The sequence below is a fragment of the Janthinobacterium sp. GW821-FHT03A03 genome (genome assembly GCF_059421435.1).
The window spans coordinates 74,974-94,313 of the sequence record NZ_JBWKUZ010000014.1 but is presented as its reverse complement, the minus strand read 5'-3'; the positions used below and the strand labels follow the sequence as shown (position 1 = coordinate 94,313).

The 19,340-nt window shown below is 66.4% G+C and carries 16 protein-coding genes; 9 read left to right on the top strand and 7 right to left on the bottom strand.

The features are described 5' to 3' along the window. Positions 1–35: 35 nt before the first annotated feature. A complete protein-coding gene (gene pdxR / locus AC07VI_RS21475; protein WP_492991940.1) occupies positions 36–1,508 on the bottom strand; it encodes a MocR-like pyridoxine biosynthesis transcription factor PdxR in 1,473 nt (490 codons plus the stop codon). A gap of 128 nt (positions 1,509–1,636) precedes the next feature. Here pdxR and AC07VI_RS21470 point away from each other — a divergent pair, with 128 nt between their 5' ends. Next, complete coding sequence (locus AC07VI_RS21470) at positions 1,637–2,842, top strand: multidrug effflux MFS transporter (protein WP_492991942.1); 1,206 nt, start codon at positions 1,637–1,639, stop codon at positions 2,840–2,842. Here AC07VI_RS21470 and AC07VI_RS21465 read toward each other — a convergent pair. From AC07VI_RS21465 to AC07VI_RS21455, 3 genes are all read right to left on the bottom strand, one after another. Further along, a complete protein-coding gene (locus tag AC07VI_RS21465; protein ID WP_086147466.1) occupies positions 2,835–3,131 on the bottom strand; it encodes a DUF493 family protein in 297 nt (98 codons plus the stop codon). The two genes, AC07VI_RS21470 and AC07VI_RS21465, sit on opposite strands and share 8 nt — an antisense overlap. Positions 3,132–3,452: 321 nt before the next feature. Then, positions 3,453–5,246: a DUF6600 domain-containing protein gene (locus AC07VI_RS21460; protein ID WP_494808818.1), complete on the bottom strand. Its 1,794-nt coding sequence runs from the start codon at positions 5,244–5,246 to the stop codon at positions 3,453–3,455. A gap of 112 nt (positions 5,247–5,358) precedes the next feature. Further along, complete coding sequence (locus AC07VI_RS21455) at positions 5,359–6,000, bottom strand: LysE family transporter (protein ID WP_086144243.1); 642 nt, start codon at positions 5,998–6,000, stop codon at positions 5,359–5,361. A 192-nt stretch (positions 6,001–6,192) separates the two neighbouring features. Here AC07VI_RS21455 and AC07VI_RS21450 point away from each other — a divergent pair, with 192 nt between their 5' ends. The 3 genes from AC07VI_RS21450 to AC07VI_RS21440 all read left to right on the top strand — a co-directional run bounded on the left by AC07VI_RS21450 (position 6,193) and on the right by AC07VI_RS21440 (position 9,810). Beyond that, entirely contained in the window at positions 6,193–7,140 is a 948-nt protein-coding gene (locus tag AC07VI_RS21450; protein ID WP_492991946.1) for a DUF808 domain-containing protein, read from the top strand. Between the two features lie 84 nt (positions 7,141–7,224). Further along, positions 7,225–7,656: an inner membrane protein YiaA gene (gene yiaA / locus AC07VI_RS21445; RefSeq protein WP_086144245.1), complete on the top strand. Its 432-nt coding sequence runs from the start codon at positions 7,225–7,227 to the stop codon at positions 7,654–7,656. Positions 7,657–7,701: 45 nt separating this feature from the next. Continuing rightward, positions 7,702–9,810: an EAL domain-containing protein gene (locus AC07VI_RS21440; RefSeq protein ID WP_492991947.1), complete on the top strand. Its 2,109-nt coding sequence runs from the start codon at positions 7,702–7,704 to the stop codon at positions 9,808–9,810. Positions 9,811–9,820: 10 nt separating this feature from the next. On the opposite strand, the gene AC07VI_RS21435 is transcribed toward AC07VI_RS21440, so the two are convergent. Continuing rightward, positions 9,821–11,038 (bottom strand): DUF1444 domain-containing protein, encoded by a 1,218-nt coding sequence (locus AC07VI_RS21435; protein ID WP_492991949.1) that lies wholly within the window; start codon positions 11,036–11,038, stop codon positions 9,821–9,823. Positions 11,039–11,303: 265 nt separating this feature from the next. Between AC07VI_RS21435 and AC07VI_RS21430 the strand changes: the two genes are divergently transcribed. Genes AC07VI_RS21430 through ccoS form a run of 5 tightly spaced genes read left to right on the top strand, consistent with a single transcriptional unit; the run spans position 11,304 to position 17,874 of the window. Then, positions 11,304–12,974, top strand: coding sequence for a methyl-accepting chemotaxis protein (locus tag AC07VI_RS21430; RefSeq protein WP_086144248.1), 1,671 nt, complete (start codon positions 11,304–11,306; stop codon positions 12,972–12,974). Positions 12,975–12,999: 25 nt separating this feature from the next. Further along, entirely contained in the window at positions 13,000–14,448 is a 1,449-nt protein-coding gene (gene hemN, locus AC07VI_RS21425) for an oxygen-independent coproporphyrinogen III oxidase (RefSeq protein WP_086144249.1), read from the top strand. A gap of 9 nt (positions 14,449–14,457) precedes the next feature. Beyond that, positions 14,458–15,228, top strand: a complete 771-nt coding sequence (locus AC07VI_RS21420) for a sulfite exporter TauE/SafE family protein (RefSeq protein WP_099374804.1) — start codon at positions 14,458–14,460, stop codon at positions 15,226–15,228. A gap of 22 nt (positions 15,229–15,250) precedes the next feature. Continuing rightward, positions 15,251–17,692 (top strand): heavy metal translocating P-type ATPase, encoded by a 2,442-nt coding sequence (locus AC07VI_RS21415; protein WP_492991951.1) that lies wholly within the window; start codon positions 15,251–15,253, stop codon positions 17,690–17,692. Further along, positions 17,692–17,874, top strand: a complete 183-nt coding sequence (gene ccoS / locus AC07VI_RS21410) for a cbb3-type cytochrome oxidase assembly protein CcoS (RefSeq protein ID WP_086144252.1) — start codon at positions 17,692–17,694, stop codon at positions 17,872–17,874. Before AC07VI_RS21415 ends, ccoS begins: the two co-directional genes overlap by 1 nt. Here ccoS and AC07VI_RS21405 read toward each other — a convergent pair. Beyond that, positions 17,862–18,599: a hypothetical protein gene (locus AC07VI_RS21405; RefSeq protein ID WP_492991955.1), complete on the bottom strand. Its 738-nt coding sequence runs from the start codon at positions 18,597–18,599 to the stop codon at positions 17,862–17,864. The two genes, ccoS and AC07VI_RS21405, sit on opposite strands and share 13 nt — an antisense overlap. Continuing rightward, positions 18,590–19,333, bottom strand: coding sequence for a hypothetical protein (locus AC07VI_RS21400; protein ID WP_492991957.1), 744 nt, complete (start codon positions 19,331–19,333; stop codon positions 18,590–18,592). The genes AC07VI_RS21405 and AC07VI_RS21400 overlap by 10 nt, the downstream gene beginning before the upstream one ends. Between the last annotated feature and the right edge of the window lie 7 nt (positions 19,334–19,340).

Below are 19,340 nucleotides of genomic sequence, written 5' to 3'. Positions count from 1 at the left end.
GCGGCGAAGCCGTGATTATAAGCCAGGCGGCCGTTTCATTGAGCCGCGGGCGCCGGCAACAGCAGCAAGCTGCCCAATTTTTGCGCAGCGTGGCGCACCTGGGCCTGGCTCAGGGCCGTGTAGCCGAGCAGCACGGCCGGCGCCAGTCTGGCGCTGTGGCAAAAGTCGCTCAGGGGCTGCAGCGCCAGCCCGTCCTGCGCGGCGCGCGCGCAAAACGCCCGCTCGTCGGCATCCGGCGGCAACCACAGCACGCAATGAAAACCCGCTTGCTGGCCGGAAATAGTGTAGCGCCCTGGCGCCGTCTGTTCCAGGCAGGCCAGCAGCAGGTCGCGCCGCTCCTTGTAGGCCAGCCGCGCCTGGCGCAGATGCCGCACGAAGGCGCCGTCCGCCATCCAGGCGGCCAGCGCCAGCTGTTCCGTGATCCCCACGGAACAGCCCGTCAATTGCAGGGTGCGCAGCAGCTGCGGGCGCAAGGCGGGCGGCAGCACCATGAAGCCCACGCGCAGGCCGGCAAACAGGGTCTTGTTAAAACTACCACAATAAATCACGCGCTGATATTGATCCAGCGCCTTCAGGGCCGCCAGCGGGGCGCTGTGGTAATTGAATTCGCTGTCGTAATCGTCTTCCAGCACCCAGGCGCCGCTGTCATTCGCCCACTCCAGCAGGGCCAGGCGGCGCGTGACGGACATGGTCACGCCCAGCGGCGACTGGTGCGCCGGCGTCACGTAGGCCAGGCGCGCGTCGGGATGCAGGCGCAGGGCGGCGTCATCGATGCCTTCGGCGTCGACGGCGATGTCCACGGGCACGGCGCCGGCGAGGGCGAACAGGGCGCGCGCGGCCGGGTAGCCGGGTTCTTCCAGGCACACCTTGTCACCATCGTGCACGACGTTGCGCGCCAGCAAGTCGATCGCGTGGCGGATGCCGGTGGTGACAACGATGTCGTGCGGATCGCAGCGGATGCCGCGGTACCTGGCGAGGAAATCGGCGATCTGCTGGCGCAGCTGGGGCAGGCCAGCCGGATCGGCGCTGCACAGCTGCTCCGGCGTGGCGGCGGCCAGCGCCCGCGTGGCGCACTTGAACCAGGCGGCCATGGGAAACAGGCTGGCGTCGGCGCGCCGGGCCACGAAGGGCAAGCCGTCGCGCACGCCCGTGTCCGGGGCGGGCGCGGGCACGGCGGCCGGCACGGCGGGGCTCTGCTCGCCATAGCCGGCCATCAGGAAGCGCTCCGGCACGACGGCGCACACGCGGGTGCCGGAACCGGGCACGCGCGTCACGTACGCTTCCGCATGCAGGCGGTCGAACACGGTTTCGATGGTGCCGCGCGACAATTCCCACCGTTCGGCCAGGGTGCGGCTCGATGGCAGCCGGCTGCCGGCCGGCAGCATCTTCGCCAGGATGGCCGAACGCAGCGCTTCATAGGCGCCGTCCTGCTTGTTGACACCGGCCTTGCCGAGCCAGCTGGTGGGGCGGGGCAAGTCCAGGGTGTGCGGTGATTTTCCTCGCGGCATGGTGATGATCGTCCAAGTGGTCCAATGAAATGAGTGCTGACCGGCACTTCGCATTACACCACAAACATTCTACTCTCGGCGTACCGCTGCGTCAGCGTGGCGCAACGTGCAATCTTACGTCTGGAAAAATGATCAAAAATACATCTCTGCCGCTGTGGGCCTGGGGCGGCATCGTGCTGCTGCTGGTCTGCCTGTCGCGCATCAGCATCGATATCTATTTACCCTCGCTGCCGGCCATGGCCGACGCCCTGCATGCCAGCGATGCCCAGTTACAGCTGACCCTGAGCCTGTTCATGGCCGGCTCGGCCGCCTCGATGCTCGCTTGCGGGCCGCTGGCCGACCGCTGGGGACGCCGCCCCGTGCTGCTGGCCGGCACGGGCATTTTTGTGCTCGCCAGCATCGCCTGCAGCGTGACTTCCGACGTGCACGTGCTGATCGCCGCGCGCGTGCTGCAGGCGTTCGGCGGCTGCAGCGGCACCATCATCGGCCGGGTCATGGTGCGCGACCGCTTCGATCCCGCCACGCAGGCGCGCATGCTGGGACGGATTTCGATGGTGATGGGCTTGTCGCCCATCCTGGCGCCGCTGGCCGGCAGCGTGCTCGACGCGGCCTTCGGCTGGCGCGCCGCGTTCGGCGCGCTGTGCCTGCTGGGCGCGCTGTCGCTGTGGCTGATCATCGTCTACGTGCCGGAAACGAAGCCAGCCGACGCCGCGCCGCCAGGCAATACCCTGGCGCTATACCGCCGCCTGCTGGGCAACGCGTATTTCCTGCGCTATGCGCTGGCCATCGGCTGCGTGTATTGCACGTATTTCCCCTTCATCGCGGAATCGTCCGTGCTGCTGCAAAGGGGCATGCACCTGTCGCCCGGCGCGTATGCACTGGTGTTCGGGCTGACGGTGAGCGGCTATATCGCGGGGTCGAGCCTGTTTCACGCGCTGGGACCGCGCCTGGGCGCCGACCACATGCTGGGCGTGGCGGTGCTGCTCAATGTGGCGGGGGCGGCCAGCCTGTTGCTGGCCGGTACTTTGGCGCCGCGGCACGTGGCGTCGCTGGTGGCGCCCATGCTGCTGGTGATGGTGTCGGTGGGCATGGCGATTCCCGCCTGCCAGCTGGCCGTGCTGCAGCCGTACGGCGCCCGGGCGGGCAGCGCCTCGGGCCTGTTCTTCTTCGTGCAGATGGCGATCACGGCCGTCTGCGGCGCCGTCATCGCCGCCATCACCGATGGCAGCGAAAAACCGCTGCTGTGGGTGACGGCGGCGGCCAGCGGCGCCTTTGCCGCCGTCTGGCTGCTCACGAAGAGCCGCGCCAGCGTGGCGGCAGCCAGCCTTACATGACGATCTTGACCATCGGGTGGCCCGACAGCGCCATGTACAGGGCGTCGAGCTGCTCGCGGCTGATGGCGCGCACGGTAACGGTCAGGCCCGTGTAATTGCCCTTGCCCGATGGGCGCTCTTCCATGCGGCCCGCGTGGAAGGTCGGATCGTGGCTGATGACCAGCTCCAGCATGGTCGGCGCGAAGTCGACATGCGTCGGACCCATGATCTTGATGGGAAAGTCGCTCGGGTATTCGATCAGCGATTCGCTGGGAGGAATCGTCACTTCGGTGGGTGGGGTGGTGTGCATAGTCTATCCAATCAATGCCGGTCAGAACAGGCGGCGCAGCATACATCGCGCGGCGGCTGCATAAAGACGTATTGTAGCCAACTTTGCGGGCGGCTGCGCCCGCCGCCATGGCGCCGGCGTGGCGGAAAAAAAAAGCCAGCTGGGTAAGCTGGCGAAAAACTATTTCGTTTGGACAAAATAGCCGGAAAAGTCGATGCTGTCACTTGGAGGATAAGCAGTGGTCGTACTGTAAGCACAATACGGCGGCTTTACCTCCGGCATGTGACGAACTGCACATTTCGCGGCTTGAACGTCGATACGGCGCGACAGACGGCGTGGCCGTCAGCGCTCCACTTCCTGCATCCGGCCGTTGCGGCCCGGACCGCCGCGCTCGTTGCCCCGCTCATTGCCGCGTTCACGGGGCGGATTGGGTCGCTCGGCACTGCGCGCCTCCTGGGGCGGACGCGCGGCAGGGGCCGGCATTGGCGGCGGCGCAGGGCGCGGAGCGGCCACGGGCGGCGGGGAGGGCAAGGACGGCGGCGGCGCCGTCTGCAGCACTGCGCGGCGTCCGCCACGCTCACCGTGCTCACCGCGCTCCCAGTGGCCGCCGTCCGGGCGCGGCGCCGCGGCGGGCCGCTCGACGCGGGACGGCTCCTCGCCACGCCAGCCGGGTCGGGCCACCGGGTCTTGCACGGGCGGCAAGGTTGGCGCCGCCGGCATCAGGGGCTGGACCGGCGCCGGCGGCTGTTGCGGCACGGGCGGCCGGCTCGGCTGCAGGGGACGGGGCGCCGCGTGCGTCTGGCCATCATCCGTCTGCAGGCGACCGGGACGGTTGACCTGGTCGTGCCGGAAGCCGTCGTCGCGGCGCGGCGTCTCGGCGGCGGGGCGCTGCCAGTTGCCGGCCGGCGCAGGCGCCGTACTCAAGGGCAAACTTTGCATGACGGGCGGCGGCATGGTGGTGCGGTTGCGGCGCGGCACGTCCACCGTGCGCGCGCCGCCAAAACGTTCGCCCGGCAGCACGGTCATGCCTGCGCGCCGTTCGCGCTCCCCCATGACGGGGCGCCGGCCGTCGGCATAGCGGTTGAGGCGGCGTTCATAGTCGGCGCTGGCGCGGTAACCGGGCACGTAGCGGTCGTGCGGCGACAGGGGGAACCAGCCGACGCCGGGCCCTGGCCGCTGGCCATGCTGCTGCCAGTCGTTGCCGCCGACCCAGCCCACCAGCGCCGGCGCCCACGGCACGCGGCCGCGCTCGCGGCCCGGCGCCCAGCCCCAGCGGTGGCCCAGCAGCACCCAGCGGCCGTAATGCGAAGGCGCATAGCCCCACGGCGCATTGTCGACCCAGGTCCAGCCCCACGGCGCGATCCACGTCCAGCGCCCGTCGCTGTACGGCGCCCAGCCGGCCGGCACCGCGCTGGGCAGCCACAAGGGGCCATATTCGGCGTCGTCCTGCCAGGCGCCGTAGCGGTCCAGCTCTTCATAGCCGGTCGTATCGTCCGTGACATAGCGCAAGGCCGGTGCCGCGACGGGCAAGGCTTCGGGCCAGTTGTCAAAGGCGATCCTCTGCACGGCGCCCGTGCGCCATTCCTCGTCCGTCAGTTCCGCGCGCTTGCCGGCGCGCAAAGTCACGCTACCCGTCGCGCCATCGACGTCGGCCGTGCCTTCCAGCACGCTGACGACGCTGACGCCGGGCGGGCGCCCCGCCTCGACGCGCACCCAGCCAGCCTGCGGCAAGGTCACGCGGGCCTGGTGCGTCGTCAGCGCCAGGCCGCGCAGCGCATCGGGATTGCGCACGCGCACGCTGACCGTGCCATAGCTGAGGTGCAAGCTGACACTGTCGTCATCGAGTGCGTTCACGTCCAGCTCGGAGTCGCCATCGAGGCGCACGGCCACGGCGCCCACGCGAAACTCGGCCAGCGCGCCGCGCAGGGTGGTCAAGCGGTTATCCGTCGTGACGGGCCAGTTCAGCAGGGCGTTTTGCACCTCGCCATCGCCGGCGCGCACCACGACCTGCCCTTCGACGGTGGAAATGCGCCCCACGCGGGCGGGCGGGTCCTGCGCCAGGGCAAGGGCGCACGCCGAGGACAGCAGCACGGCGCACACGGTGTTGAGCAGGGGAAGAGGCAGGGTCGGACGCATGGCAGCGCTCCAGGCAGGACGGACAGCAATGAAAGATGGACAACAGCCCGATTACATTCCTATCGGGCCGGCATCGCAAGCGGGCTTACAAATGTTTGCAAGTTGTCCTGTTTCAGGCGGCCGCCTGGCTGCCGCGCTTGACGAAGAACAAGGCCGTGCCGACGGCCATCAGCAGGCCGCCGAAGAAGCGGTTCTGCTTCTTCACGGCGCGGGCATCGCGAAAAAAACGCTGCATCGACGAGGCGAGGAAGGCGTAGCCGTGCATGACGAGCAGGTCGATCGTGCACATGGTGACGGCCAGGATCAGCAGCTGCGGCAGCAGCGGCGCCGTGGGGCTGATGAATTGCGGCAAGACCGCCACCATGAAGATGATGCCTTTCGGATTCGTCACATTGGTCAAAAAGCCCGTCAGCACGCGCCGGCGCAGCGACGGCAGCACGGCCGCCGCATGCAGGTCGCCCGTCACCGCCACCCGGGCGCGCCACTGCGACAGGCCCAGGTAGATCAGGTACAAGGCGCCCACCGTCTTGACGACATTGAACGCCACTTCGGAGGCCAGCAGCAAAGAGCCGACGCCGGCGCCGGCGATGCCCAGCACGACCAGCAGCCCCAGCTGCAGGCCCAGAATCGTCGCGCTGGCCTTTCTGACCCCGTACGACAGGCCGTGCGACATCGACAGCACGGCGCCCGATCCCGGCGAGACGGCGATGATGGAAGCGGCGAAGACAAAGGCGATCCAGGTGGCGAAATGCATGCGGTGTCCAGAAAACGGTGACGAGAAGCAATTTTAACCCGGCCAGTGCGACCCTGCCGGCCATCCCTGGGGTAAGATCGCAGGCGCGCCTTAGCGGTGCTTTTCCTTGCCGTACAACCAAGAATAACATCATGAAAAACAATACTTTCCTCGCTGCACAATTCCCTGCCACCGCCGCGGGAGCGCGCTGAGATGGCCGGCTCCAGCCTGCTGGCCCTGCTCGACGACATCGCCAGCATCCTCGATGACGTTTCCCTGATGACCAAGGTGGCCGCCAAGAAGACGGCCGGCGTGCTCGGCGACGACCTGGCCCTGAACGCGCAGCAGGTGGCCGGCGTGCGCGCCGAGCGCGAACTGCCCGTCGTCTGGGCCGTCGCCGTCGGTTCGCTGAAGAACAAGGCCATCCTCGTGCCCGCCGCGCTGGCCATCAGCGCGTTCGCGCCGTGGGCCATCACGCCGCTCTTGATGGTGGGCGGCGCCTACCTGTGCTTCGAGGGTTTCGAAAAGATCGCCCACACCTACCTGCACCCGGACGACAGCCACAAGGCCGAGCTGGCGCAGGCGCTGCGCGATCCGCAAGTCGACCTCGTCGCCCTGGAAAAGGACAAGATCAAGGGCGCCATCCGCACCGACTTCATTTTGTCGGCGGAAATCATCGTCATCGCCCTGGGCACGGTGGCCGCGGCCACCTTCGCCGAGCAGGTGGCCGTCGTCGTCGGCATCGCCATCCTCATGACGGTGGGCGTGTACGGCCTGGTGGCGGGCATCGTCAAGCTCGACGACGCGGGCTTTTATTTGTCCGCGCGCAAGGGCGCGGGCGCGCTGATGGATGGCGTGCGCGGCTTGGGCCGCATGCTGGTGTCGGCGGCGCCGAAACTGATGAAATTCCTGTCCGTGGTGGGCACGCTGGCCATGTTCATGGTGGGCGGCGGCATCCTGACGCACGGCTGGCCGTGGGCCAGCGCCATGCTGCACCACGCGGAAGAAGCGGTGGGCAGCGTGGCCGTCGCCGGCCCCGTGCTGGCGGCCGTCACGCCCAGCCTGATCAATGCCGTGGCCGGCGTCATCGCCGGCGGCCTGGTGCTGGCCGGCGTCACGGCCGTGTCGGCTTTGTTGCGCCTGGTCAAATCGGGCAAATAGCTTTTCTGGTCTGATGGAGCGGCAGGCGCATCCCTGCCTGCCGCCCCGGCCATGCCGGCGGCGCCGTCCGTCCATGGAGACCCTATGCAGACTTCCCCCGTCCCACGTCCCAGCAGCGCCTTCATCGGCGCTTCCTGGGCGGCACTGCTGATCGGCATCGTCACTTATCTGTCCGGCCTGTGGAACGCCAGCATGGCGCTCAACGAGAAGGGCTATTACTTCACGATCCTCATGTACGGCCTGTTCGCCGCCATCTCGCTGCAAAAATCCGTGCGCGACCGCAGCGAAGGCATCGCCGTGACGGGCATTTACTTTGGCCTGTGCTGGATTTCCGTGCTGCTGGCCTTGCTGTTATTGACTGTGGGCCTGTGGAACGCTAATCTGCAAAATAGCGAGAAGGGGTTTTATGCGATGGCATTCCTGTTGAGCCTATTTGCAGCCGTGGCCGTGCAAAAGAATGTGCGCGACGTGGCGCGCGCCCTGCCTGCCACCTCTGCCGAGGCGCCGGGAACCTAGCCGCCGCCCGCCTGTCTATGTCGGTATCCGGGTAGGGGAAAGGGCATGAGCGACCTGCAGAAACGATTACAGATGGCGCTGGAAGCGGCGCACATGGCGATCTGGGATTCGCGCATCATCGATGGCCGGGTCATCGACGGCACGGTCAGCTGGTCGGCCAAGGGCGCCGCGCTGCTGGGCCTGGAGGAACGCGCCCTGACGCAGCCGTTTCGCCGTTTTCTCGACTGCGTGCATCCCGGCGACCGCGACAAGGTGATCAAAGTGCTGCAGGACGGCGTGCGCCGGCGCGGCGGCTATGCGCTGCAGTACCGCGTCGTCTGGCCCGACGGCAGCGAACACTGGCTGGCGGCCAAGGCGCACGTCTTCGTCGATGCCGCCGGGCAACCCGAACGCACCCTCGGCATCATCTGGGATATCACCGAGCACATGGCGCGCGAACTGATGATCGCCGAGCGCAAGGAACTGGCCGAAGTGACGCTCAGCTCCATCGCCGACGGCGTCATCACCACGGACCCGCAGGGCAAGACGCGCTACCTGAACCGCGTGGCCGAGCTGTTGACGGGCTGGAGCAGCGACATGGTGCAGGGGCAGGACATCCGGGAAACCCTGAGCCTGATCGATGAACACACGGGCCAGCCGTCCGAGCACGTGGCCGTCAAGTGTTTGCGCCTGCGCCAGGCCATCGGCATGTCCACCCACACGCTGCTGCTCACGCGCGAAGGGCGGCGCATCGCCATCGAGGAGTCGGCCGCACCGATCTGGTCGCGCGAGGGCGACATCCTCGGCGCCGTCGTCGTGTTTCGCGACGTCAGTCACGAACGCAAGCTGAGCCAGGAACTGTCATGGCAAGCCACGCACGATGCGCTGACGGGCCTGCTCAACCGGCGCGAATTCGAACACCTGGTGGCCGGCGCCCTGCACACGGCCAAGCAGGACGGCCACGTGCATGCGCTGCTGTACCTGGACCTGGACCAGTTCAAGGTCATCAACGACACTTGCGGCCACGGCGCCGGCGACGTGCTGCTGCAGCTGCTGGCGAAGATGCTGCAGGGGCGCATGCGCGACAGCGACATCCTGGCGCGCCTCGGCGGCGACGAGCTGGGCGTGCTGCTGCCGCATTGTCCGCTCGAACATGCGCGCCAGATCGGCGAACAGCTGCGCCAGTCCGTGCGCGAATTCCGCTTCGCCTGGGACGAACGCAGCTTCGAGCTGGGCGTGAGCATCGGCATCGTGGAAATCAGCCAGGACAGCAAGTCCATGAGCGAGCTGCTCAGCGCGGCCGACCAGGCCTGCTACCTGGCCAAGGAGCAGGGCCGCAACCGTCTGCACGTGTACCGGGAGGCCGACGTCATGCTGGCGCAGCGGCATGGCGAAATGCTGTGGATTTCGCGCCTGAACGAAGCGTTCACGCACGACTATTTCCGCCTGTACGCCATGCCCATCGTGCACCTGCGCGACAGCCCGGAACACCACGACGAAGTGCTGATCCGCATCCGCAACGGCAAGGGCGACCTGATTCTGCCCGGCACCTTCATTCCCGCCGCCGAACGCTATGACATGATGCTGTCCATCGACCGCTGGGTCATCCGCGCCGTCTGCCAGCATATCCAGAGCGTGCGCGACAGCCTGCCGCCGCTGGTAGCCATGGCCGAAAGCCGCCGCCGCGCGCCGGCCCTGTATTCGGTCAACCTGTCGGGCATGTCGCTGGCCGACACGGGCCTGCACGACTACATCACCGAACAGTTCGTGCAGTACGCCGTCGCGCCCGAGCAGATCTGCTTTGAAATCACGGAAACGGCCGTCATTGCCAACCTGCCACAGGCGCAGGTGTTCATGCACAAGCTCAAGGCGCTGGGCTGCCGCTTCTCGCTTGACGACTTCGGCAGCGGCTTTTCCTCGTTCGGCTACCTGCGGGCCCTGCCCGTCGACTACCTGAAGATCGACGGCGTCTTCGTGCGCGACATCGCCAGCAATGCCGTCAACCGCGCCATGGTCAAGGCCATCAATGAAGTGGGCCACGTGATGGGCTTGAAAACCGTGGCCGAATACGTGGAAGACGACGCCACCCTGGCCATCATCCGCGACCTGGGCATTGACTATGCGCAAGGCTACGCCGTGGGCGGCTTGCGGCCGCTGACGGCGGGCGTGGACTAGCGGCCAGGCTTCAGAGCTCGCAGGCCGGCGCCGCCGCCACGCACTGCGCATCGGGAAACGCGCGCACGCGGTAGCGCACCGGGTAGCAATCGATTTGCTCCATCAGGCAGCCGCCGATGGCTTGCGCCTCGTCCCACGCCAGCAGCTTGCTGCCGCTGCGCTCGCCATGCTCGTCGCGCACCTCGAGCGCCACGACATCGGTGCGCGGCAGCAAGGTATGCACGTCGCGGGCCCAGCTGCTCACGGAAACGACGCGCTCGCCCGGCTGCCGTTCGATCAGCAGGCAGCTGGCGACGAAGACATCGTCGCCCGTGCTCGTGTTGAGTTGCTCCCACTCTGCCTTCTGCTGGTTGTAGAGATCGGCGCGCACGATCGTCTGGAAACGCCGCAGCGCCGTGGCGACGGCCGCTTCGGCCGGTTCGCAGGCGACGATTTTCCCGTCCCGCACGCCATACAGGGCGGTCGAGACCTGCCGCCCCTCGTCGCGCGCCAGCTGGTCGGCCAGGGCCACCATGGCCAGCTGTCCCGCCGCATGGTGCGACGACGCCAGCAGGAAGCGGCCGCGCGTGGGCACCATCACCAGCGGTTCGCCGCCTTCGCAGGCGCGGTACAGCAAGTCCGGCAGCAGCAGACGCGAAGAATCATAGGCGTCGTTCCAGTCGCCCAGCAGCAAGCCGTCGCCCAACGCGACGAAACTGTGCGCCGTGCGGTCGCGCAAATTGTCCATGGCCGCCGCCAGCGCCTGTTCGAACGTCACGCCCCACTGCGCCAGCGTAGCCTGGCCGATGGTGGCCATATTCGCTTCCGTATCGTAGGCCAGCATGACGACCGCATCCTCGCTGAAGTCCTGGCAGGCAGTGGCAAATGCCGGACGCTGCGGCTCGGTCTGCGCCAGCAGGCGCAGATGGTCGCCCTGCCGGCGGCTGCGCAGTACGGGCATCAGGCTGGCGCGGGCGTCGGCAAAGCTGGATGGCACGCCGGGAGCCGAGTAGATGCTCAGGTAGTGCTGCACGACGTGTGCCCGCTGCTTGCGCGGCGCGGCGCAATAGTCGCGGTAGGCATTGTCCAGATTGAAAACATGCCCGTCGTCGCTGCCCGACACGATGCGAAACTGTTCCCGTTCATAGCGGCTGCCGGATGCCAGGCCATCCTGGCCGATCTGCCGCAGGACGATCTGCGCAAAGGCATCGCGCGAGGGAGGGCTGCGGAAAAAATCGAATAAACCCATGGGTCTCCTGAATCCAAAGAAAGCCGCCAAGGCAAATAGTGCCTATTGGCAAAATAAATAGCCAATTTGGCACTATAAACGAAAAGCCGCCATGACGAAACCGCTGCTCGCTTGAGGGGCACGGTAAATTACCGAAGCCAATCTTGAGGATTTTGATCTACATCAATAAAAATGCGTAGTCGACTCCTTACACTGATCTCCGTTCTTGCAATCGTGCAAGTCTTACTCACCAATTGCTTATTTAACTGATCAGGAAGCCGCGACCATGCGCCAAAATTTGCCAGTGACTAACCGCGAAGTCCTCGTCCTGGACGACCAGGCCATCGTGTCGAAAACGGATATGAACGGCAATATCGTGTATGTGAATCCGTACTTCAGCCAGGTCAGCGGCTTCAGCGAGGCAGAGCTGCTCGGTTCGCCACAAAACATCGTGCGCCACCCGGACATGCCGGCCGAAGCGTTTGCCGACCTGTGGGCGTCGATCCAGGCAGGCACGCCGTGGACGGGCCTGGTCAAGAACCGCTGCAAGAACGGCGATTTTTACTGGGTGCGCGCCAACGTCACGCCCATCCGCGAAGCGGGCAAGACCATCGGCTACATGTCCGTGCGCGTGAAGGCGGACAAGGACCAGGTCAAGGCGGCCGAAGAGGCGTATGCGGCCATCCGCAGCAAGCAGGGCGGCAACATCATCATCAAGCATGGCCAGATCGTGCGTCCTGGCCTGGCGCACCTGCTGCACAGCCTGACGCACATGTCGCTGAACCTGCGCATCTGGGCCGCCACCTCCATCGTCAACTGTCTGCAATTGCTGGTGTGCCTCATCAGCCTGTTCGCCAGCGGCGGCCAGATCACCAACTACGCCATCTTCGGCGCCACCCTGTTCGGTTTCCTGATCAACGTCTTCCTCTGGTACACCTTGCGCATGTCCGTGCTCAAGCCGCTGGGCAAGGCATTGAACGGCGCGCGCGCCATTGCCGCCGGCGACCTGTCGGGCAGTTTCGAGACGGACAGCACGGATGAAATGGGGCAATTGCTGCGCGCGCTGCAGCAGATGAACAGCAACCTGATCGCCACCATCCGCGACGTGCGCATCAACGTCGAAACCATGGCCGTGGCCACCAGGCAGATCGCCGTCGGCAATATGGACCTGTCGGGCCGCACGGAATCGCAGGCGGCCAGCCTGGAAGAGACGGCCTCGAGCATCGAGGAATTCTCGTCGACGGTAAAACAGAACGCGGACAACTCCGTGCAGGCCAACGAACTGGCCGTGGCCGCCTCGAAAGTGGCGGTGCAGGGCGGCGAAATCGTTTCCGACGTGATCACCACCATGGACGACATCAACACCTCGTCGAAGAAGATCGTCGACATCATCGGCCTGATCGAGGGCATCGCCTTCCAGACCAACATCCTGGCCCTGAACGCGGCCGTGGAAGCGGCGCGCGCCGGTGAACAGGGCCGGGGCTTCGCCGTCGTGGCGGGCGAGGTGCGCAACCTGGCGCAGCGCTCGTCGGTGGCGGCCAAGGACATCAAGCAGCTGATCGAGATTTCCGTCGGCAAGGTGGGCGCCGGCATGCTGCAGGTCAACCGCGCCGGCGCCACCATGGAACAGGTGGTCAGTTCCGTCAAGCAAGTCACGGCCATCATGCAGGAAATTTCCATCGCCTCGCGCGAACAGAGCATCGGCGTCGACCAGGTCAACCAGGCCATCGCCCACATGGACCAGGTGACGCAGCAGAACGCGGCCCTGGTGGAAGAAGCCGCCGCGGCCGCCACCCGCCTGGCGGAAGAAGCAGCCAGCCTGTCGCAAGCCGTGAGTCTGTTTAATTTCGGCAAAATGCCGCCACCGCGCCGCGTCGCCATGCCTGGCGGCAAGTCGGGCGCTGCGGGCGCCGCGAATACCGGCAAGAGCGCCGGCCTGAAACGCCTGGCCGCCTAATCCTTTCAAGACCTCAAAACACATCATGCCTACACTACTCAGCAGTGCTTCCGCCGAACTCGATGCGGTCGTCGAATTCGACCCGGTCATCATCGGCAAGATGAGCCAGTCCGGCCCCCGCTACACGTCGTATCCGACCGCCGACCGTTTCAATACCGACTTTGGCTACGGAAACTTCCTCGAAGCGCTGGCCGCGCTGCGCATGCGCGGCGGCCGCCGTCCGCTGTCGCTGTACGTGCACGTGCCGTTCTGCGACACCCTGTGCTACTACTGCGCCTGCAACAAGATCATCACGAAAGACCGCAGCAAGGCCGCCACCTACCTCAGCTATCTGAAGCAGGAAATCGCCATGCAGGGCAAGCTGTTTGCCGGCATGAACCACATCGAACAGCTGCATTTCGGCGGCGGCACGCCGACCTACCTGAGCGAAAAGCAGATGGACGAGCTGATGACGCATTTGCGCCAGCATTTCGAATTCGCCTCCGATGAAGACGGCGAATATTCGATCGAAATCGACCCGCGCACGGTGTCGCGCGAACGCGTGTTTTCGCTGCGCGCGCAAGGTTTCAACCGCATCAGCCTGGGCGTGCAGGATTTCGACGCCGACGTGCAGAAGGCCGTCAACCGCATCCAGCCGGAAGCGGAGACGGTGGCCATCATGCAGGCGGCGCGCGACGCCGGTTTCCGCTCGATCAGCATCGACCTGATCTACGGCTTGCCCAAGCAGAATCTGGAAACCATGACGGAAACCTTGCGCAAGGTCATCTCCGCCAGCCCCGACCGCATCGCCCTGTACCACTACGCGCACATGCCGCACCTGTTCAAGCCGCAGCGCCGCATCCTCGACGCCGACATGCCCGACAGCGCCGCCAAGCTGGCCATGCTGGGCCTGTGCATCGCGCGCCTGACGGCCGCCGGCTATGTCTACATCGGCATGGACCATTTCGCCAAGCCGACGGACGACCTGGCCGTGGCGCAGCGCCAGGGCCGCTTGCACCGCAACTTCCAGGGCTATTCGACGCGCGCGGAAGCCGATTTGATCGCCTGCGGCGTGTCGGCCATCAGTTCCGTCGGCGCCGTCTACAGCCAGAATGAAAAGACGCTGGACGCCTACTACGAAAAGCTCGACGAAGGCGTGCTGCCGATCGCGCGCGGCATCAAGCTCGATACCGATGATTTATTGCGCCGCATCATCATTCAAATGCTGATGTGCAACTTCGAATTGTCGATCGCCACCATCGAGCAGGCACACCCCGTCAAGTTCCGCAGCTATTTCGCCAGCGAGCTGGAAAAGCTGCGCGAACTGGCCCGCGACGGCTTGCTCGTCATCGAGGAAGACTGGCTGACGGTGACGCCGAAAGGGCGCTTGCTGATCCGCAATATCTGCATGGTCTTCGACCGCTACCTGACCCTGGCGCGCGCGAACGCCACGCCGGATGCGCCGCAGCCGCTGCGCTACTCGAAAACGGTGTAACGCCGCCCGATGAACGCCCTGAGCCTCCTGCCGCTGTTCATGGTCGGCCTGGCCGGCAGCGTGCACTGCATCGGCATGTGCGGCGGCATCGTCGGCGCCCTGTCGATCAGCGGCAGCGCAGCGGCAGCGCCGGCCCGCCCCGTGATCGCCATCGCCGTGGCGCGCCCGGCATTGCAGACAACCGTGCAGACCAATGTGCTGCGCGTGCTGGCCTACAACGGCGGGCGCATCGTCAGCTACATGCTGGCCGGCGCCCTGGCCGGCAGCCTGGCGGGCGCCGGCATGCTGCACCTCGCGTCCTTGCAGGTGGCCGGCTACTGGCTGGCCAACCTGATGCTGGTGGCTTTGGGCCTGTACCTGATGGACGCCTGGCGCGGCCTGGCCCGCCTGGAAGCGGCCGGCAACGTCATCTGGCGCCGCGTGCGCCCCCTGCTGAAACCGCTGATGCCGATGGACACCGTCTTCAAGGCCCTGGCCGTGGGCGGCCTGTGGGGCTGGGTGCCGTGCGGCATGGTCTACAGCGCCCTGCTGACGGCCATGATGCAAGGTTCGGCCCTGAGCGGCGCGGCCGCCATGGGCGCCTTCGGCCTGGGCACCCTGCCCACCCTGCTGGGCATGGGCTTGCTGGGCACGCGCCTGCGCGCGCAGATGCAGCGCCGTCCCGTGCGTATCGCCAGCGGCTTGCTGGTGCTGGGCTTTGGCCTGCTGGGCCTGCTGCGCGCCGCCAACGGCGTCTCGCTGGGCTGGCTCGACGCCCTGTGCGTCACAGGCCATCCATGAAAAGACGCATGAAAACAAACCTATGAATGCTGTTTTACAATCCTCCGCCTGCTTCCATTGCGGCTTGCCCGTGCCTGGCGGCTCGAACTGGAACGTCACCATCGACGACGTGCCGCGCGCCATGTGCTGCCCCGGCTGCGAAGCGGTGGCGCAGACCATCGTCGACATCGGCCAGAGCGCGTATTACCGCGACCGCGACGAATACGCCGTCAACGCGGCCGGCGCCGCCATGGTGCCGCCCGAACTGCGTTTGTACAGCAATGACGACGCGCAATTCGCGCGCGACGCCAGCAGCTGCGAGGCGACGCTGTCCGTCGAGGGCATCCGCTGCGCCGCCTGCGTCTGGCTGATCGAGCGCCAATTGACGCGCCTGCCCGGCGTGCAGGCAGCCAGCCTGAACGTCGCCACGGAGCGCCTGTACGTGCGCTGGAGCCGTGCGCAATGCGAGCCGGGCGATATCCTGCAGGCCGTGCGGCAAGTCGGCTACACGGCCTACCCGTATGACGCCGTGCGCCATGGCGAACGACTGCAAAAGGCCAGCAAGACGCTGGGCCGCCAGCTGTTCGTGGCGGGCCTGTCGATGATGCAGGTGATGATGTACGTGGCGCCTTCCTACCTGGCGGCCGAAGACGGCACGCTGGACGAGAATATGGCCAGCCTGATGCGCTGGGCCAGTTTGCTGCTCACCTTGCCGGCCATCTGCTATTCGGCCATGCCGTTTTTCCAGGGCGCCTGGGCCAGCCTGCGCGCGCGCACCCTGGGCATGGACGTGCCCGTGGCGCTGGGCATCCTGGCCGCCTTCTTCGGCAGCGTGGTGGCGACGTTTACGGGCCGCGGCGAGGTGTATTACGACTCGGCCACGATGTTCATCTTCCTGCTGCTGTGCAGCCGCTATTTCGAGCTGCAGGCGCGCCGCAAGGCCGCCTCGGCGCTGGAACGGCTGCAGCACGCCTTGCCCGCGTCCGCGTCGCTGATGGCGGGCTTCCCCGACAACCGCGCCACCACCCTGGTGCCGGCCGGCAGCCTGGCCGTCGGCGACATCATCCTCGTCAAACCGGGCGAGGCGATCGCCGCCGACAGCGTCATCATCGAAGGCACGAGTGCGCTCGATTTATCGCTGCTGACGGGCGAAAGCGCGGCCCAGCGCCGCAAACTGGGCGAGCGGGTGCCGGGCGGCGCCATCAACGCCAGTGCGGTGCTGATCTTGCGCGTGCTCAAGCCGGCGCGCGAAAGCACCCTGTCCGATTTGTTGAAACTCATCGAGCGGGCCGGCAGCGGCAAGCCGCAGATCGCGCAGTGGGCCGACAAGGTCGCCGCCTGGTTCGTGCTGGGCCTGCTGCTGTTTGCCGTCGCCGTGTTCGCCTTCTGGAGCTGGCATGATGCAGCGCAAGCGTGGCCCGTGGCCATTGCCGTGCTGGTCGTGTCCTGCCCCTGCGCGCTGTCTCTTGCCACGCCGACGGCGCTGGCGGCCGCCACCGACAGCCTGCTGCGGCGCGGCGTGCTGATCGTCCAGCCGCACGTGCTCGAAACCCTGCACCGCGCCACGCACATCGTCTTCGACAAGACGGGGACATTGACCCTGGGCCGGCCCGTGCTCAAGCAGATCGAGGGCCTGGACAGCATGACGGAAGACGACTGCCTGCAGGTGGCCGCCGCGCTGGAGGCGGGCAGCGCCCATCCGCTGGCGCAAGCCATCCTTGACGCCGCCGAAGGGTTGCCAGGACCGCAGCCGCGCGCGCATGCGGAGCACCTGCAGGAAGTGCAGGGCCAGGGACTCGAAGGCGTGGTCGACGGCGTGCGCTACCGCCTGGGCAATGCGGCCTTTGTCGCCGCCGTCGCCGGTCCGCCGCTGGGCGACACGGCCGTCGGCATGCAGGGCATGACGCCGCTGTACCTGGGCACGCAGGGGCGCTGGCTGACGCGTTTCCTGCTCAGCGACGCGCTGCGCCCGGAAGCGCGCGACGTCGTCGCGTATTTCCACCGGCACGGCAAGCAAGTCGTGCTGCTGAGCGGCGACCAGGAAGCGCTGACGCAAAGCGTGGCGGCGGAGCTGGGCATCGCCACGGCGTGCGGCGAGTGCCTGCCCGATGAAAAGCTCGATTTCGTGCAGCAATTGCAGGCGACGGGCGCCGTCGTGGCCATGGTCGGCGACGGCATCAACGACGCCGCCGTGCTGAGCGGCGCCAACGTCTCGTTCGCCATGGGTTCCGGCGCCGCGCTGGCGCAAGCCCATGCGGACACGGTGCTGCTGTCGAGCCAATTGGTTTCCGTGCTGGACACGGCCAGGACGGCGGCGCGCAGCATGCGCATCATCCGCGAAAACCTCGGCTGGGCAACCCTGTACAATCTGACGGCCATCCCGGCCGCCGCGCTGGGCTTTTTAAACCCCTGGCTGTCCGGCGTCGGCATGGCTGCCAGCTCGGCGGTCGTCATCGCCAACGCCCTGCGCCTGCGGAAAGTCTAATGGAAGCTCTCTACCTCCTCATCCCCCTCAGCGTCGTGGTCGTCTTCATCGCCCTGTGGGTGTATTTCACGGCCTCGGACAGCGGCCAGTTCGACGACCTCGTCGGACCGGGCCTGCGCGTGCTGCAGGACGACGATACGCCGCCGGAAGCGCCCGCCCCGCCCGCGCCTCAGCGCGAATAACCCTGCGACCCCGGCCGCGCATCGAAGCGCCGGCCCCACCATGGTAAAAACACGGTATTGCCGCCGCGCGCGCGGAACCACGGCTGTTCGTGGTCGACGGGCCGCACGACGGCCGGCGGCGCCACCACCACGGCAGTCGCGCTCTCGCTGTCGCTGCTGCCCGCCACCAGCACGGGCCGGCCCACGTGGTTGGCATGGGCGATGGCCAGTGCCACGTTCGTCAACGCCGTGCCCGCTCCCGTCTCGCCCAGCAGCGCCGGCATGTTGAACGTCTGCTTGTTGAAGTCGAAGTCGGGCAATTGCTGCGTCAGGCTTTGCGCCAGCGGACCGAGGCGCTCCGACGAGGCAGGATAGACGGCGCCCGCATCGTGGATGACGTAGCCGATGGCGTCGTCGTTCAATTGCGCGTTCCGGGCGGCCGCGTCGATGGCAGCGCTCCACGCCTGCACGGCGCGCGGGGACTGTCCCTTGCCGGCGCTGAAATCGGCGACACTGCGCGTGGCGGGAAAGCCCAGCCAGGCCAGCGGCGCGCGCTGCGTCTTGTAGCCGGGGCCGGCCAGGACCAGCAAGACCATGTTTTCATTGATCTGCTCATCCCTGGGCGGATAGCTGGGCGCATCCCAGTTCATCACCCACACCGTCTTGTCGGGATTGGCCTGCAGGTAAGCCAGGCCCGCCGCCAGGGACGTAAAGCCCGCATTGGCACCACCCAGGGTCACGCGCACGTCGGGCGGCGTGGCCGTGGTCCAGGAATCGGGGCAATGGGGGTTGCCGATGCTGAAGGCATCGGTAATCGTTTCAACGACATACTTTCCCGCCTCGTCTGGATAAGGCGTCCAGCCGGCAAGGCATATTCGACGTGAATGCCCGCCAGTTCGCGGCGCGTGGATTTGTCGGTCAGCGAGTGTGCGTTGTAAAAATACTCCTGATTAGAAAAGTAAATATCATGAAACAACATAATCATTTTGTACACATATTTTTCGTGAAACCCTACGAATGATTCTTTCCCATTATTACCATAAGCAATCATGCCGACTGATTGCACTTTGCCAAAACGCACGGGGTTCTCTTTCACTTTGCTATCGTCCTTGTTCGGCTTGGCCAGGCCCAGCGTCCACAGCAGTTGCCATGCGGTCGGATAATCGCGCCGCTGCAGGGGATTGAGCCACTGCACGCCCACCACCTGCGCCATGTACGGCTGCGCGGGCGCAGCAGGGATAACGGCGGCAACCGGTGCCGCGATCGGCGCCTTGCTGGCACAGGCCGAGGTCAGGAAAAGGACGGCAAGCGCCAGCAATCCCGGCATCAACAATAATCGTTTCATCAGCAATCCTTCTTCAAGAGGAACGTCGACTGGCGGGGCCTGCAATACCGACCAGAGTGCAATACCAGACGCAAAGCTGAATACGCACATGCTCCAGCCCAGCCGACGAGGAAAAGTAGCAATCAAGTTGCGCATCAGGATG

Coding starts and splice junctions, on each gene's coding strand:
- pdxR (WP_492991940.1), bottom strand. CDS start 1,508: ATGCCGCGAGGAAAATCACCGCACACCCTGGACTTGCCCCGCCCCACC.
- AC07VI_RS21470 (WP_492991942.1), top strand. CDS start 1,637: ATGATCAAAAATACATCTCTGCCGCTGTGGGCCTGGGGCGGCATCGTG.
- AC07VI_RS21465 (WP_086147466.1), bottom strand. CDS start 3,131: ATGCACACCACCCCACCCACCGAAGTGACGATTCCTCCCAGCGAATCG.
- AC07VI_RS21460 (WP_494808818.1), bottom strand. CDS start 5,246: ATGCGTCCGACCCTGCCTCTTCCCCTGCTCAACACCGTGTGCGCCGTG.
- AC07VI_RS21455 (WP_086144243.1), bottom strand. CDS start 6,000: ATGCATTTCGCCACCTGGATCGCCTTTGTCTTCGCCGCTTCCATCATC.
- AC07VI_RS21450 (WP_492991946.1), top strand. CDS start 6,193: ATGGCCGGCTCCAGCCTGCTGGCCCTGCTCGACGACATCGCCAGCATC.
- yiaA (WP_086144245.1), top strand. CDS start 7,225: ATGCAGACTTCCCCCGTCCCACGTCCCAGCAGCGCCTTCATCGGCGCT.
- AC07VI_RS21440 (WP_492991947.1), top strand. CDS start 7,702: ATGAGCGACCTGCAGAAACGATTACAGATGGCGCTGGAAGCGGCGCAC.
- AC07VI_RS21435 (WP_492991949.1), bottom strand. CDS start 11,038: ATGGGTTTATTCGATTTTTTCCGCAGCCCTCCCTCGCGCGATGCCTTT.
- AC07VI_RS21430 (WP_086144248.1), top strand. CDS start 11,304: ATGCGCCAAAATTTGCCAGTGACTAACCGCGAAGTCCTCGTCCTGGAC.
- hemN (WP_086144249.1), top strand. CDS start 13,000: ATGCCTACACTACTCAGCAGTGCTTCCGCCGAACTCGATGCGGTCGTC.
- AC07VI_RS21420 (WP_099374804.1), top strand. CDS start 14,458: ATGAACGCCCTGAGCCTCCTGCCGCTGTTCATGGTCGGCCTGGCCGGC.
- AC07VI_RS21415 (WP_492991951.1), top strand. CDS start 15,251: ATGAATGCTGTTTTACAATCCTCCGCCTGCTTCCATTGCGGCTTGCCC.
- ccoS (WP_086144252.1), top strand. CDS start 17,692: ATGGAAGCTCTCTACCTCCTCATCCCCCTCAGCGTCGTGGTCGTCTTC.
- AC07VI_RS21400 (WP_492991957.1), bottom strand. CDS start 19,333: ATGCGCAACTTGATTGCTACTTTTCCTCGTCGGCTGGGCTGGAGCATG.